Annotated in this window: 15 protein-coding genes and 2 riboswitches; of the genes, 9 read left to right on the top strand and 6 right to left on the bottom strand. The window is 72.4% G+C overall.

The genetic code is table 11. The features are described from left to right. Positions 1–13 precede the first annotated feature (13 nt). From IEZ10_RS09095 to IEZ10_RS09085, 3 genes are all read left to right on the top strand, one after another. On the top strand, positions 14–544 hold the full coding sequence (locus IEZ10_RS09095) for a PadR family transcriptional regulator (RefSeq protein ID WP_189246028.1): 531 nt from the start codon (positions 14–16) through the stop codon (positions 542–544). Positions 545–746: 202 nt separating this feature from the next. Further along, a complete protein-coding gene (locus IEZ10_RS09090) occupies positions 747–1,706 on the top strand; it encodes an ATP-binding cassette domain-containing protein (protein WP_189246027.1) in 960 nt (319 codons plus the stop codon). A gap of 35 nt (positions 1,707–1,741) precedes the next feature. Further along, complete coding sequence (locus IEZ10_RS09085) at positions 1,742–2,491, top strand: ABC transporter permease (RefSeq protein ID WP_189246026.1); 750 nt, start codon at positions 1,742–1,744, stop codon at positions 2,489–2,491. A gap of 74 nt (positions 2,492–2,565) precedes the next feature. Here IEZ10_RS09085 and IEZ10_RS09080 read toward each other — a convergent pair whose 3' ends face one another. Next, positions 2,566–3,381, bottom strand: coding sequence for a MurR/RpiR family transcriptional regulator (locus IEZ10_RS09080; protein ID WP_229811084.1), 816 nt, complete (start codon positions 3,379–3,381; stop codon positions 2,566–2,568). 170 nt (positions 3,382–3,551) lie between these two features. Beyond that, a complete protein-coding gene (gene hutU / locus IEZ10_RS09075) occupies positions 3,552–5,207 on the bottom strand; it encodes a urocanate hydratase (protein ID WP_189246024.1) in 1,656 nt (551 codons plus the stop codon). 459 nt (positions 5,208–5,666) lie between these two features. On the opposite strand from hutU, the gene IEZ10_RS09070 reads away from it, so the two are divergent. Continuing rightward, positions 5,667–5,984, top strand: a complete 318-nt coding sequence (locus IEZ10_RS09070) for a hypothetical protein (RefSeq protein ID WP_189246023.1) — start codon at positions 5,667–5,669, stop codon at positions 5,982–5,984. 210 nt (positions 5,985–6,194) lie between these two features. Here IEZ10_RS09070 and IEZ10_RS09065 read toward each other — a convergent pair whose 3' ends face one another. Further along, on the bottom strand, positions 6,195–6,395 hold the full coding sequence (locus tag IEZ10_RS09065) for a hypothetical protein (protein ID WP_189246022.1): 201 nt from the start codon (positions 6,393–6,395) through the stop codon (positions 6,195–6,197). Positions 6,396–6,864: 469 nt separating this feature from the next. Between IEZ10_RS09065 and IEZ10_RS09060 the strand changes: the two genes are divergently transcribed. Further along, complete coding sequence (locus IEZ10_RS09060) at positions 6,865–7,272, top strand: nuclear transport factor 2 family protein (protein ID WP_189246021.1); 408 nt, start codon at positions 6,865–6,867, stop codon at positions 7,270–7,272. 48 nt (positions 7,273–7,320) lie between these two features. Then, complete coding sequence (gene tsaA / locus IEZ10_RS09055; protein WP_189246020.1) at positions 7,321–7,725, top strand: tRNA (N6-threonylcarbamoyladenosine(37)-N6)-methyltransferase TrmO; 405 nt, start codon at positions 7,321–7,323, stop codon at positions 7,723–7,725. 19 nt (positions 7,726–7,744) lie between these two features. Here the strand turns inward: tsaA and IEZ10_RS09050 are convergent, their stop codons facing one another. The 3 genes from IEZ10_RS09050 to IEZ10_RS09040 are packed head-to-tail and all read right to left on the bottom strand — an operon-like array spanning position 7,745 to position 9,781. Further along, the gene (locus IEZ10_RS09050; protein ID WP_229811083.1) at positions 7,745–8,452 is read right to left on the bottom strand and encodes a nucleotidyl transferase AbiEii/AbiGii toxin family protein; all 708 of its coding nucleotides are present in this window, start codon (positions 8,450–8,452) and stop codon (positions 7,745–7,747) included. A 25-nt stretch (positions 8,453–8,477) separates the two neighbouring features. Beyond that, positions 8,478–8,792, bottom strand: a complete 315-nt coding sequence (locus IEZ10_RS09045; RefSeq protein WP_189246019.1) for a hypothetical protein — start codon at positions 8,790–8,792, stop codon at positions 8,478–8,480. 17 nt (positions 8,793–8,809) lie between these two features. Next, positions 8,810–9,781 carry a hypothetical protein gene (locus tag IEZ10_RS09040; RefSeq protein ID WP_229811082.1) on the bottom strand — a complete coding sequence of 324 codons (972 nt, stop codon included), beginning with the start codon at positions 9,779–9,781 and terminating at the stop codon, positions 8,810–8,812. Positions 9,782–9,913: 132 nt separating this feature from the next. Next, positions 9,914–10,012: riboswitch (glycine riboswitch) on the top strand. Further along, positions 10,013–10,107, top strand: a riboswitch (glycine riboswitch). A gap of 33 nt (positions 10,108–10,140) precedes the next feature. Here IEZ10_RS09040 and gcvT point away from each other — a divergent pair. From gcvT to IEZ10_RS09025, 3 genes are all read left to right on the top strand, one after another. Next, positions 10,141–11,232 (top strand): glycine cleavage system aminomethyltransferase GcvT, encoded by a 1,092-nt coding sequence (gene gcvT, locus IEZ10_RS09035; protein ID WP_189246018.1) that lies wholly within the window; start codon positions 10,141–10,143, stop codon positions 11,230–11,232. Next, complete coding sequence (gene gcvH / locus IEZ10_RS09030) at positions 11,229–11,618, top strand: glycine cleavage system protein GcvH (RefSeq protein WP_189246017.1); 390 nt, start codon at positions 11,229–11,231, stop codon at positions 11,616–11,618. The genes gcvT and gcvH overlap by 4 nt, the downstream gene beginning before the upstream one ends. Positions 11,619–11,695: 77 nt before the next feature. Next, a complete protein-coding gene (locus IEZ10_RS09025; protein WP_189246016.1) occupies positions 11,696–13,072 on the top strand; it encodes an L-serine ammonia-lyase in 1,377 nt (458 codons plus the stop codon). Positions 13,073–13,149 lie beyond the last annotated feature (77 nt).

Below are 13,149 nucleotides of genomic sequence, written 5' to 3'. Positions count from 1 at the left end.
TACAAATTTGAATATGTCCTCCACCCGCGTTCTCCTGCTCGGCGTGCTGCTCGACGGCCCGCTCCACGGCTACGAGGTACGGCGCCACCTCGAAATCATGGGCACCCACCACTGGGCCAACGTGGCCTACGGCTCGATCTACCACGGGCTGGCCAAGATGGCCGACGAGGGCCTGCTGGAGCGGGTGGAGGAGGGCAGGGGCGGCAAGACCGTCTACGCGATAACCGAGGCCGGCCGGTCGGAGTTCAACCGCCTGCTGCTGTCGAACTGGTGGGAGATCAAGCCGATCGTCGACCCGTTCCAGGTGGCGCTCACCTTCATGGACCGGCTGTCTCCGGCCGAGCTGACCTCGGCGCTGGAGGCCAGGGCCGCCCAGCTCCGGTTCTCCGTCGAGATGGTCCGGCGGGCGATGGGCGGCAAGCAGGCCTACGGCGCCCCCCCGCACATCGACGAGTGCCTGCGGCTGAACGTCCTCCAGCTCCAGGCCCAGCTCACCTGGGTGGAGGAGGCCGTCGAGAAGGTCCGGAACGGCGAGCTGCCGTGAAAACCGGTTGAGGCTCCCCCCACTGGAGGGTTCACCCTCTTCTTCGGACGCGCCGTGAAACATCCGGGCGCGTCCTCCGGATACGCCTTCCGAACCTTCCGGGCACGTCCCCCGGAACGGCGTGTCCGGGCGCCCCCCGCCCGCCCTCTTCGGGAAACGCCCCGGGACACCGCACGACCCCCCATCCCCCGAACGGAGAATCATGATCATTGAGGCGCAGGGACTGCGCAAGACCTTCACCGCCCGGCGCGGGCGCGGCAAGACCGAGGAGGTCGAGGCCGTCCGGGGCATCGACCTGAGCGTCGGCGAAGGTGAGATCTTCGCCGCGCTCGGCCCCAACGGCGCGGGCAAGACCACCACCGTCCGGATGCTCGCCACCTTCACCCTCCCCACCGCCGGGACCGCCCGGGTCGCCGGGCACGACGTGGTCACCGAGGCCGCCAAGGTCCGCGAGCGGATCGGCTACGTCAGCCAGGCCGGCGGCGTGGACGACAACGCCCCCGGACTGGAGAGCCTGGTGCTGGCCGCCCGCCTCGCGGGGGCCTCCCGCAGGGACGCGCTGGCCCGCGCCGGCGAGCTGCTGGAGACCTTCAGCCTGACCGAGGTCGCGAACCGCCCGGCGCGGACGCTCTCCGGCGGTCAGAAGCGCCGCTTCGCCCTGGCCATCGGCCTGGTGAACCGGCCGCCGCTGGTCTTCCTGGACGAGCCCACCACCGGCCTGGACCCGCAGAACCGCGCCAACCTCTGGGAGGAGATCCGCGCCCTGCGCGACGCGGGCACCAGCGTGCTGCTGACCACCCACTACCTCGACGAGGCCGACGCCCTCTGCGACCGGCTGGTCATCATCGACCACGGCCTGATCGTCGCCGAGGGCACCCCCGGCGGGCTGAAGAAGGAGATCGCGGGCGACGTCGTCACGCTGCGGACCGGTGACCCGGCCGCGGCCCGGGAGCTGCTGGCCGCGCAGCCGTACATCGCCGAGACGCGCCTGGAGGGGGAGGTCCTGCGCGCCTACCTCGACGACGGCGAGCACAGCCTGCCCGCCCTGCTGCGCGCCCTGGAGGCCGGGGGCGTGTCGATCGACTCCATCTCCCTCGACCGGGCCACGCTCGACGACGTCTTCCTCAAGCACACCGGCCGCTCCCTGCGCGACGCCGCCTGACGCCCGCCACCCCCGACCGAAGAAGGAACCCCCCGATGCTCCGGCACACCATGCTCTTTCTGGGCTACGAACTCGGCAACCTCCGCCGCAACCCCGCCTGGCCGCTGCTCGGCATCATGCAGCCCATCCTCTACCTCCTGCTGTTCGCCCCGCTGCTGACCAAACTGACCCCGGGCGGGACGCTCTCCGAGGCGCTCATCGTGTTCACCCCCGCCGCACTGGTGATGATCGCCCTGTTCGGCTCGATGTTCACCGGGTTCGGCATGATCAACGAGACCCGGAACGGGGTGCTGGAACGGCTGGCGGTCAGCCAGGCGTGGCGGCCCTCGATCGTCCTCGGCCGGGTCGCCAAGGACATGATCATGCTGGTCCTGCAGTCGCTCCTGATCCTCGGCGTGGCCTCGCTGATGGGCCTGCGGATCTCCCTGGCCGCGATGGGCCTCATGCTGCTGCTCATGGCCGTCACCGGCCTGTTCGCCGCGAACCTGTCGTACGGCCTGGCGCTGTCGATCCGCGACGAGAACGGCATGTCGCAGATCGTGCAGTTCTTCCTGCTGCCGCTGATGCTGCTGTCCGGCCTGATGCTGCCGATCTCCCTCGGCCCGGACTGGATGCAGACGGCCGCGAAGTTCAACCCGCTGTACTACGCGGTCGAGGCGGGCCGGGCGCTGTTCGCCGGGGACTTCTCAAGCGGCACGATCCCGACGGCCTTCGCGCTGTTCCTGGTCCTGGGCGTCCTCACCCTGACCTGGTCGGTCCGCTCGCTGCGGAAGCTGGCCGGCTGACCCGCGCCGCGCGCTCCCCGGCCCTTTCGCGGCCCCGGCTCCCGGTGGCGGGGCCGGGCGAAGGGCCGGGGCCGTCACTCGGCGAAGACCCCGCCCTGGTCGGTCATCCGCTCGTACTCCTCCAGGCGGGCCTGGGTGCGCAGCGGCGCCGCGTCGGCCATGGCCTCCACCAGCACCATGGCCAGGGCGAGCGGCGCCGCGTGCGAGTCGAACACCAGCCGCTCGCCGACCGGCGCGTCCAGCAGGACGTCCGCCTCGAACGGCACGTCGCGCCGGTCGGTGATCACCGCGGTCCGCAGGCCCAGCTCGCGGGCCCGCCCCAGGGCGGCGACCGCCTCGGCGGGGTAGCGGGGCAGGACCACCGCGACCAGCCAGCCCGCCCCGGCGCGGCGCGCGGCGTGCAGGCCGTCGGCCAGCTCGGAGCCGCCGTGGACCATCAGGCGGACGTCGGGGTGGATGCGGCGGGCGAAGTAGGCGAACGTGGTGGCCAGCCCGCTGGAGACGCGCAGCCCCAGCACCGGAAGCGGCTCGCACGCGGCGAGCGCGGCGCCCAACTCGGCGACGGGCGACGGGTCGGCCAGACCCTCGCGCACGCTGCGCAGGTTGCCGATCTCGACGTCGATGGCGGTCTGCAGGTCGTTGGCGCGCGGCGGGACCTGGTCGCCCACCACGAGGGGTCGCAGCGCCTGCCGCAGCTCGGGGTACCCGGCGAAGCCGAGCCCGACGGCGAACCTCGTCACCGACGGCTGGCTCACCCCGACCCGGTCGGCCAGCTCCACGCTGGACAGGAAGATCGCCTCGTCCAGGTGGTCGCCGAGGTAGCGGGCGATCCGCCGCTGCACGGGCGACAGCCGCCGGCCCTCAAGAAGTCGATCGAGTCCGTCCCCCACGTCCCCTCCAACCGCCGGGCCGCACGCGGGCATTCCCGCACCCGCCGCGTGTCCACCGCGCACCCACCGCGCACCCACCGCGCGTCCGGCGCTTGTCCGCCCGCGCCGGGCCCGGCCGCGCTTCGTCCGGTGGCGGGCCCGGCCGGTCCGGCGCGGGCCCGCGGGACCGGTCAGGACTCGCGCATCGGGACGCGGACGCCGCGCTCCTCCGCCACCGCGGCGGCCTCGTCGTAGCCGGCGTCGACGTGCCGCATCACACCGGTCCCCGGGTCGTTGGTCAGGACCCGGTTCAGCTTCTCCGCGCCGAGCCGGGTGCCGTCGGCGACGGTGACCTGACCGGCGTGGATCGACCGGCCGATGCCGACGCCGCCGCCGTGGTGGATGGAGACCCACGCGGCGCCGGAGGCGACGTTGAGCATGGCGTTCAGCAGCGGCCAGTCGGCGATCGCGTCGGAGCCGTCGGCCATGCCCTCGGTCTCCCGGTACGGCGACGCCACCGACCCGCAGTCGAGGTGGTCGCGGCCGATCACCACCGGCGCCTCGATCTCGCCCGAGGCCACCATGTCGTTGAACCGCTCCCCGGCCAGGTGGCGCTCGCCGTACCCGAGCCAGCAGATCCGGGCGGGCAGTCCCTGGAAGTGCACCCTCTCCCCGGCCATCCTGATCCAGCGGGCCAGCGGCTCGTTGTCGGGGAACAGGTCCAGGATCGCCCGGTCGGTCCGGGCGATGTCGGCGGGGTTGCCCGACAGCGCGGCCCAGCGGAACGGGCCCTTGCCCTCGCAGAACAGCGGCCGGATGTAGGCGGGCACGAAGCCGGGGAAGTCGAAGGCGCGCTCGAAGCCGCCCAGCTTCGCCTCGCCCCGGATGGAGTTGCCGTAGTCGAAGACCTCGGCGCCTGCGTCCCGGAAGCCGACCATGGCCTCGACGTGCCGGGCCATGGACTCGCGGGCCCTGCGGGTGAAGCCCGCCGGGTCCTTGTCCCGCTCGGCGGCCATGTCCTCGAAGGCCATGCCGGACGGCAGGTACATCAGCGGGTCGTGCGCCGACGTCTGGTCGGTGACGACGTCGATCTCGGCGCCGCGGCGCAGCAGCTCGGGGAAGGCGTCGGCGGCATTGGCCTCGACCCCGATGCTGAGCGGCTCGCGCCGGTCGCGGGCGGCGTAGGCCAGGCGCAGCGCCTCGTCGAGGTCGGCGGCGCGGACGTCCAGGTAGCGGTGCTCGATGCGGCGGTCGATGGACCGGGGGTCGCAGTCGACGCAGATCACCACGCCGCCGTTCATGGTCACGGCCAGCGGCTGGGCGCCGCCCATTCCGCCGAGCCCGGCGGTCAGCGTGATCGTCCCGGCGAGCGAGCCGCCGAACCGCTTGGCGGCGACGGCGGCGAAGGTCTCGTAGGTGCCCTGCAGGATGCCCTGGGTGCCGATGTAGATCCAGGAGCCGGCCGTCATCTGCCCGTACATGGTCAGGCCCGCGGCCTCCAGGCGGCGGAACTCCTCCCAGTTCGCCCAGTCGGGCACCAGGTTGGAGTTGGCGATGAGGACCCGCGGCGCCCACTCGTGGGTGCGGAACACCCCGACCGGGCGGCCCGACTGGACGAGCAGCGTCTCGTCGCCCTCCAACGTGGTCAGGGTACGGACGATCGCGTCGAAGGAACGCCAGTCGCGCGCGGCCCGGCCCGAACCGCCGTAGACGACGAGCTGCTCGGGATGCTCGGCCACCTCCGGGTCCAGGTTGTTCTGGATCATACGGAGCGCCGCCTCCTGCGGCCATCCCCTGGCGGTGAGCGTGGTGCCGCGCGGGGCGCGCACGGTCCGGCTGCCGGTCATGACCGAGCCTCCTCATCGTCATGAATGAATGCATTCATATTTGTCACCCGGAGGCCACGGGTCAACCCGGAGTGAGAGACCCGGGGTGAGAGACCCGGCGCGGCGGGCCCCATGTGAGGGGCCCGGCACAGGAGGGCGCCCCGGCCGCCGCCGGGACGCCCTCCGTTTCCGGCCGTCCTCCGGCCCCGCCATGACCCTTGTCCCGCACGGACTGGGCGAAGGGGAGTGAGCCGGGGAGCGCCCACTGGACGCTCCGATGCGAAGAAGAGGCTCCGCACAGGCCAGGTGCCCGGTTTCCGGAGCGGCGAATCAGCGGGAGGCGGGGTCTTCCTAAGTATCTCGCCACCCGCTACGCAGATTTTTCGCAATCCCCGCCGAAGGCTTGAGGCGGTCACCCGGGGGGATGGTGACGGTCAGGGGGACCTGTCGAATGCCAGGGGCGCCAGGAGGGGGATCGGCATGACGGACGCGGACGACGCGGACCTGCCGGGCGGTTCGGACCTGACGGGGGTGTCGGGCGACGCGGCGGACATCGGCCCGTCCGTCGACGCGAACCTGACCACGGAGCAGGCCGCGGTCTTCCGGGCCGTCTCGGAGCTGGAGAGCTCCGTCGGGCCGGGGCACGTGACGGAGATCGCGCGGGTGACGGGGCTGGACCCCGGGCGCGTCGAGGAGGTGCTGGAGGAGCTGATCGGCGGGCCCGGCCTGGTCGTCGCCGCCACCGACCCCTGGCACCCCGAGCTCGGGCCCCGCTACCAGGTGCAGAGCCCGGACTAGTAGCGCCACCGGACACGGCGCCCGGACCGGCCGCCCGCTCACGGGAAGCCACCTTGCGCGGGAGCCCGTCCGCGGAGAGGACGGCGGCGCCGCGGAGGGGACGACCGCGAAGGGAACGACCGCGCCGGGCACCGGCGCCCCACGGCCCGGAGGGGGAGCACGGGCCGCGGAGCGCCGGCGCCCGGCGCGGCCGGGCTGAGGGTACGGGCGTCAGCCGCGGCGGGCGGCGCCGTACTCCCTGCGCATCTCGGCCACGGTGTCCAGGATCTCGTCCTGGGTCCTGAGGAGCCTGGCCTCGGCCTCCTCGGTCCGCCCCTCGGCGGCGAGCCGCCGGTCGCCGATCCGGCCGCCCAGCTTCCGCTTGGCCTTTGCCTTCATCTCACGCAGATTGAGCTTCTCGACGAGACCCACGATCCACACTCCTTCGGCAGGCAGGCCGTTCAGCTTCCCGCCGAACGGCCGGATATGCCTGCCGGACCGCGAACCGGCCCGTGCCCGCCGGTCCGGCCTGCAGGGCGGCCCGTACGGCGGGGCGCGGGGAGCGGCCCGTCGCCCGGGCCGGGTGCGTCGGTCACACGCCCCGCGTACCGCGCGGGGCCGCGTCCGGCGGGGTGCTTCCGGCGCGGTGGCCGCGCGGTGACGTACGACGACGGGAGTAGCGCATATCGCCTTCGGCCGTACGACGACGGCGGCGAGCACGGGCGGCGAGGATCGACTCCGCATCACCCGGCCGTCTAGGAGCCCGGTCCGCGCCGCGTGATCCCCTGCGGGGTGCGGCGGGGCGACGGCCCCGTCATGGCGGCGCGAGCTCGTCCGGGCGCCGGCTCGGCGCGTTCCCGATCCGATCCACCGGTGAACCCTCTTCCCTCAAGGAGACATCATGGGCATCAGCTCCGAGCACGACCTCGCCGACTTCCTGATCACCTACACCCGGGACATGGCCGTCTCCGACGAGGAGCCCGGCACGATCCTTGACCGCTACTTCGTTCCGGACTTCGAGTACCGCAACGACGGGCTCGTGATCGATCGGCAGCGCATGATCGACCACGTCCGCCCTGTCCGCAGGAACATCGACAAAGAGGCGACGACCGCTGACGACCGGCTCGGTGTCGAGATCCACGAGACGCTGGTCTCGGGTGACCGGATCGCCGCCCGGTGGACCTTGCGCACCAGGTTGCGCAAGGGCAAGACTTTCGCGGCGGAGATCTACATGTTCGGCCGCCTGGCGCCGGACGGCCGGATCCGCCGGATCGACCAGGTCGGCAGGCAGCTGGAAGAAGCACCGTAGGCACGCCGCCGGCGTCCGGACCCCGCCTCAGGAAAGGATCGAGGATCTTTGGCCGAGAACACGCTGCGCCCGGTCGGGCGCGTCGAGTCGACGCTGACCGATCGCACGGCGGCGCCCCGGCAGCCCGACGAGGGAGCACCCGACGCCTGGCTCGTCTTCGACGACCGGTACGCCTCCGCCCTGGACGGCCTGACGCCGGGCACCGATGTACTGCTGCTCACCTGGCTCGACCGCGCCGACCGCGACACCCTCGCCGTCCACCCGCGTGGCGACGCCACCCGGCCGCTCACCGGCGTCTTCGCCACCCGCGCGCCGGACCGGCCCAACCCGATCGGCCTGCACACCGTCCACATCCTCGCCGTCGCCGGTACTCGCGTCCACGTCCGCAACCTCGAAGCCCTCGACGGGACCCCGATTCTGGACGTCAAACCCCTCCTCACCCCGGACCGCTGACCGCTCCCGGCGGTGAGGATCAGCCGACCTCGGGGAGGTCGTCGTGTTCGGCGCCGTACTCGGCGTCGCCGTCCTCCGGGCGGCGGAGCTTGATGTCCTCCACCCAGGCGGCGCAGTACCGGCGGATCCCGGCGATCTCCTCCGCCGTCAGGCCGTAGGCCTCGAAGTCCTCGTCGGCGATCAGCTCGACGAACTCCAGGCGCATCACCAGCTCGGCGGGTGAGAACTCCTCGTTGTGCAGGCGGGCGAGGTGCTCCAGCTCGCGGAGGCCGTACAGGTGCGAGACCGAGACGACGTCGATGACGTCGCGGGCGAGGCTGCGCTCGTGCAGGGCGCGCATCTTCAGCCCGACCGCGTCGTCCAGGGAGACCACGGACACGTCGCCGACGACCACGGGCCCGCGCTGCAGTGCCTCCCTGAGCAGGTCGAACTCGCAGCTCTGCTCGGTCACCGGGTCGCTCACCACCAGCCGCGCCATCCGGGGCCCGGCCTCCACCACGGTGGCGTCCAGCCCGGCGTCCCGGAACGCCCCGGCGACGGCGCCGGCCACGTCGGGCAGCGGCGTCTCGGCGGCGGTGGCGAAGTCGAGGTCGTTGCTCGGGCGCTCGGTGAGGCCGTGGGCGTTCATGGCGTAGCCGCCGGCCAGCACGAGGCCGAACCGGTCGCAGACCGGCAGGACGGCCCGGAGCATCCGCTCCTGCAACGGGGGCAGTCGTATCGCGTCCACCCGGCTCGCTCCCCTCCGCCCGCGCTCATCCCAACGCGGAGATCTTGCCCTCCCATGCCCTGCGGTAACTCGGCCCGATCCCGCGGCGCAGCAGGGGCCAGTCGGCGAGGAGGATCCCGGCGTTGAGGTACGCCTCGGCGTCCTCGCGCCCGCCGCCGGTGATGATCGTCCGGTACAGGCTCATCCGCAGCAGCCGGTTGCCCAGGTCGAACTCGGTCAGGCCCGACCAGGCCAGGTGGACGGGCAGGCTGACCACCCCGGTGGCGGGGCCGCGCAGGTCGGCGAGGGAGTCGGGCACCCGGTGCGCCACGCCCTCCCAGCGGGACGGAAGCTCGCTCACGGCCGGCTCACCCCGGTTCACTCCCGGCTCGCGGTGTGCTCGCGGCCGTCCCGGCTCACGGCGTGCTCGTGGCGGTCCCGGCCCGCGGCGTGCTCCCGGCCCCGGCTCGTGCCGCGCTCCTGGCTGTCCCGGCCCGCGGCGTGCTCGTGACGCTCCCGGCCCGCGGCGTTCTCCTGGCGGTCCCGGCCCGCGGCGTTCTCCTGGCGGTCCTGGAGCCTGACCAGGCGGCGGGTGGAGGGCAGGTCGTGCCGGCCGGAGACGAACTCCTGGAAGGCGATCTTCGCGCGGATGACCGGGCGCCGCCAGCGTTCCTCCCGGTGCACCGCCGTGGCCATCTTCCGGGGCCGGGGCCGCCGGGAGCCGGGCGCCATGAACCAGTGCGCCCACGGCGAGCCCGGGCGGGCCAGCCGCACCGCCCCCACGATCAGCAGCGGCGGCAGGAACAGGCCGGCCAGACCGGTCCAGATCTTCCCCTTGAGGAGGGTGATCACGGCCAGCACGAGGTTCGCCACGATCAGGCCGGCGGTGAGCCACGCCCCGCGCGGCGTGCCGTCGGAGCCCTCCCAGACCAGCGGGCGCAGGCCGGTGAGAAGCAGGCCGGTTATCGCGATCGCGGTGAAGACCGCGTCCACCGACGCCCGCCCCTCCTCCTCCCAGTAGACGTCGCGGAGGTGCAGGATCAACGCGAACTCGTCCAGGATCAGGGCGGCCCCCACGCCGAAGACGGCGGCGGTCACGGCGTACCAGCCCTGGGAGATGCCCGAGACGACCAGCCCCGCCACCCCGCCCAGCAGGGTCAGCACCACGCCGAACACCACGTGGTGGATGTGCATGTCGCCGACGCTGACGTCGCCGAACCAGCCGATCTTCGCCCGGATCAGCCGGACGTTGATCCTGGTCAGCACGAACGCCACGATCAGCGCGACGAAGAAGCAGAACAGCGGCAGCCGTCCCGTCTCCAGGATCCTCTCGCGGAAGAAGTCGTCCATCGATTCATCAGACTATGCAAGGAATCTCCACGACACGGCTGCCCCGCCGTACGGCCGGACGGGGACGCACGTTTCCCCCGTCGAGGGATTTCGCTCGGCGGGCACGGCCGGTTAGGCTGGCCACGGCACCGATGAACCCGTGCGGGAGAGCGTCCTGACATCCAGGCCAGGACCCCTGAAGGAGCAAGCCCTCCCCGCGAACCTCTCAAGGCAAAGGACCGTGCGGGTAGGTGATCTCTGGAAAGCAGGCCACGCGGCCTCGCCGAAGGTGAAAGTCCGGCAAAAACCGGGCGAAGCTCTCAGGCATCAATGACAGAGGGGGAGGATGCTCTCATCCGTCCCCTGCCTGAGGTGCGAACATGTCCCGACCCACGCCGCTGCGCGGCGTCCACGAGGCTCTCGGCGCCACCCTGACCGACTTCGCGGGCTGGCTGATGCCGCTGCGCTACGGCAGCGAGTCCGCCGAGCACAACGCGGTCCGCCAGGCGGCGGGCCTGTTCGACCTCTCCCACATGGGCGAGATCTTCGTGACCGGCCCGCAGGCCGGTGAGGCCCTCGACTACGCGCTGGTCGGCCACCTGTCGGCTCTGGAGCCGGGCCGCGCCCGCTACACCATGATCGTCGACCCGGACGGCGGCGTGCTGGACGACCTGATCGTCTACCGCCTGGCCGCCGACGAGTTCATGGTCGTCGCCAACGCGTCCAACTACCCCCGGGTCGCCGCCGAGCTGACCGGCCGGGCCAAGGACTTCGACGCCGCGGTGGACGACCGCTCCGAGCAGTACGCGCTGGTCGCGGTGCAGGGCCCGAACTCGCGCGCCATCCTCGGCGAGCTCACCGACGCCGACCTCGACGGCCTGAAGTACTACGCCGGCCTGCCCGCGACCGTCGCCGGGATCCAGGTCCTCATCGCCCGCACCGGTTACACCGGCGAGGACGGCTTCGAGCTGTTCGCCGCCGCCGGTGACGCCGAGCCGCTGTGGGCGGCGCTGACCGAGGCGGGCGCCCCGCACGGCCTGGTCCCGGCGGGCCTGTCCGCCCGCGACACGCTCCGCCTGGAGGCGGGCATGCCGCTGTACGGCAACGAGCTGACCGCCGAGCTGACCCCGTTCGACGCCGGGCTCGGCCGTGTGGTGAAGTTTGACAAACCGGGCGACTTCGTCGGCCGGGCCGCCCTGGAGCCTCTCAAGGACGTCCCGCCCGCGCGCCGCCTGGTCGGACTGATCGCGACCGGCCGCAGAGTGCCCCGCCACGGCTACCCGGTGGTCGTCGCCGACGACGGCGCCGTCGTCGGCGAGGTGACCAGCGGAGCCCCGTCCCAGACCCTCGGCCGGCCCATCGCCATGGCCTACGTGGACGGTGACCGCTCCGAGGGTCTGGCCGTGAGCATCCGGGGTACCCATGAAGCGGTCGAGGTCGTCGACCTGCCTTTCTACAGGAGGAAAAAGTGAGCAGCATTCCCGGTGACCTGCAGTACACCAAGGAGCACGAGTGGGTCGCGGGCATCGACGACGGCCTGACCCTCACCGTGGGCGTCACGGCCTACGCCGCCGAGGCCCTCGGTGACGTGGTCTACGTGCAGGTCCCTGAGGTCGGCTCCACCGTCGCCGCGGGCGACGCGGTCGGCGAGGTCGAGTCGACCAAGTCGGTGAGCGACATCTTCGCCCCGGTGGGCGGCGAGATCACCGAGGTCAACGAGTCGGTCGTGGACGACCCGTCGCTGGTCAACAGCGACCCCTACGGCGAGGGCTGGCTCTTCCGCATCCGCATGGAGGGCGAGCCCGAGGACCTCCTGTCCGCCGAGGAGTACGGCGTGCTCACCTCCGGTGAGTCCTGACCTCCTCTCACCAGTGCCGTGACCACGCGGGCCGCGGGGCGCGCGTGGTCACGGCGACGCAAGCAAGGACCAGATCAATGGCGATCAGCGTCTTCGATCTCTTCAAGATCGGTATCGGCCCGTCCAGTTCGCACACCGGCGGCCCGATGGCCGCGGCGCACAGGTTCGCCCGCGGCCTCGCCCAGGACGGGCTGCTGGAGAAGACCGCGCGGGTCGAGGCGATCCTGTACGGCTCGCTCGGGCTGACCGGCAAGGGCCACGGCAGCGACAAGGCCGTCCTGCTCGGCCTGTCGGGCGAGAAGCCCGAGCTGGTGGACGTCGACACCGTCGACGAGCGGCTGGCCGCCATGCGCGAGAGCGGGACCGTCCGGCTGTACGGCTCGCACGAGATCCCCTTCGTGATCGGTGAGGACCTCGTCTTCGAGCGGAAGATCTCGCTGCCGCACCACCCCAACGGCATGCGCTTCACCGCCTTCTCCGAGGCGGGCGACACGCTCCGCGAGAAGGTCTACTACTCGGTGGGCGGCGGGTTCGTGGTGGACGAGAACGCCACCGGCGCCGACCGGATCAAGCCGGACGACACCGCGGTGCCGTACCCCTTCACGACCGGCGCCGAGCTGCTGGCGCACTGCGCCGAGACCGGTCTGTCGATCTCCGGGCTGATGATGGAGAACGAGAAGGCGTTCGGCCGCTCCGCGCAGGAGATCCGCGACGGCCTGCTGAACCTGTGGCGGGTCATGAGCGAGTGCGTGCGGCGCGGCATCGACAAGGAGGGCGTGCTGCCGGGCGGGCTGAAGGTCCGCCGCCGGGCCCACCAGCTCCACCGGCGGCTCAGCGGCGAGTCGCCCGAGCGGGACCCGCTGCAGGCGATGGACTGGGTCTCGCTGTACGCGCTGGCGGTGAACGAGGAGAACGCGGCCGGCGGCCGGATCGTCACCGCCCCGACGAACGGCGCCGCGGGCATCATCCCGGCCGTGCTCACCTACTACCACCGGTTCACGCCGACGCCCGGTGAGGACGGCGTGGTGCGCTTCCTGCTCACCGCCGGGGCGATCGGCGTGCTGTTCAAGGAGAACGCCTCCATCTCCGGCGCCGAGGTCGGCTGCCAGGGCGAGGTCGGCTCGGCCTGCTCGATGGCCGCGGCCGGGCTCACCGAGGCGCTGGGCGGCACCCCGGAGCAGGTGGAGAACGCCGCCGAGATCGGCATCGAGCACAACCTCGGCCTGACCTGCGATCCGATCGGCGGGCTGGTGCAGATCCCGTGCATCGAGCGCAACGCGGTGGCCTCCATCAAGGCGATCACCGCCGCCCGGATCGCGCTGCGCGGCGACGGCCGGCACTTCGTCTCGCTGGACAAGGCGATCAAGACGATGCGCGACACCGGCCGGGACATGCTCGACAAGTACAAGGAGACCAGCCGCGGCGGGCTCGCGGTGAACGTCATCGAGTGCTGACCCGCCACCGGCCCGGCGGGGATCTCCCCCGCCGGGCCCGGTGGCCGGGACGGCACCGCGGACGGGTCTTCCCGCCT

The organism is Streptosporangium pseudovulgare (assembly GCF_014648055.1).
Taxonomy (GTDB): domain Bacteria; phylum Actinomycetota; class Actinomycetes; order Streptosporangiales; family Streptosporangiaceae; genus Streptosporangium; species Streptosporangium pseudovulgare.
Note: the sequence above shows the minus strand (reverse complement) of the source record. Positions and strands in the feature narration are given on the sequence as shown.

Coding starts and splice junctions, on each gene's coding strand:
- IEZ10_RS09095 (WP_189246028.1), top strand. CDS start 14: ATGTCCTCCACCCGCGTTCTCCTGCTCGGCGTGCTGCTCGACGGCCCG.
- IEZ10_RS09090 (WP_189246027.1), top strand. CDS start 747: ATGATCATTGAGGCGCAGGGACTGCGCAAGACCTTCACCGCCCGGCGC.
- IEZ10_RS09085 (WP_189246026.1), top strand. CDS start 1,742: ATGCTCCGGCACACCATGCTCTTTCTGGGCTACGAACTCGGCAACCTC.
- hutU (WP_189246024.1), bottom strand. CDS start 5,207: ATGACCGGCAGCCGGACCGTGCGCGCCCCGCGCGGCACCACGCTCACC.
- IEZ10_RS09070 (WP_189246023.1), top strand. CDS start 5,667: ATGACGGACGCGGACGACGCGGACCTGCCGGGCGGTTCGGACCTGACG.
- IEZ10_RS09060 (WP_189246021.1), top strand. CDS start 6,865: ATGGGCATCAGCTCCGAGCACGACCTCGCCGACTTCCTGATCACCTAC.
- IEZ10_RS09040 (WP_229811082.1), bottom strand. CDS start 9,781: ATGGACGACTTCTTCCGCGAGAGGATCCTGGAGACGGGACGGCTGCCG.
- gcvT (WP_189246018.1), top strand. CDS start 10,141: ATGTCCCGACCCACGCCGCTGCGCGGCGTCCACGAGGCTCTCGGCGCC.
- IEZ10_RS09025 (WP_189246016.1), top strand. CDS start 11,696: ATGGCGATCAGCGTCTTCGATCTCTTCAAGATCGGTATCGGCCCGTCC.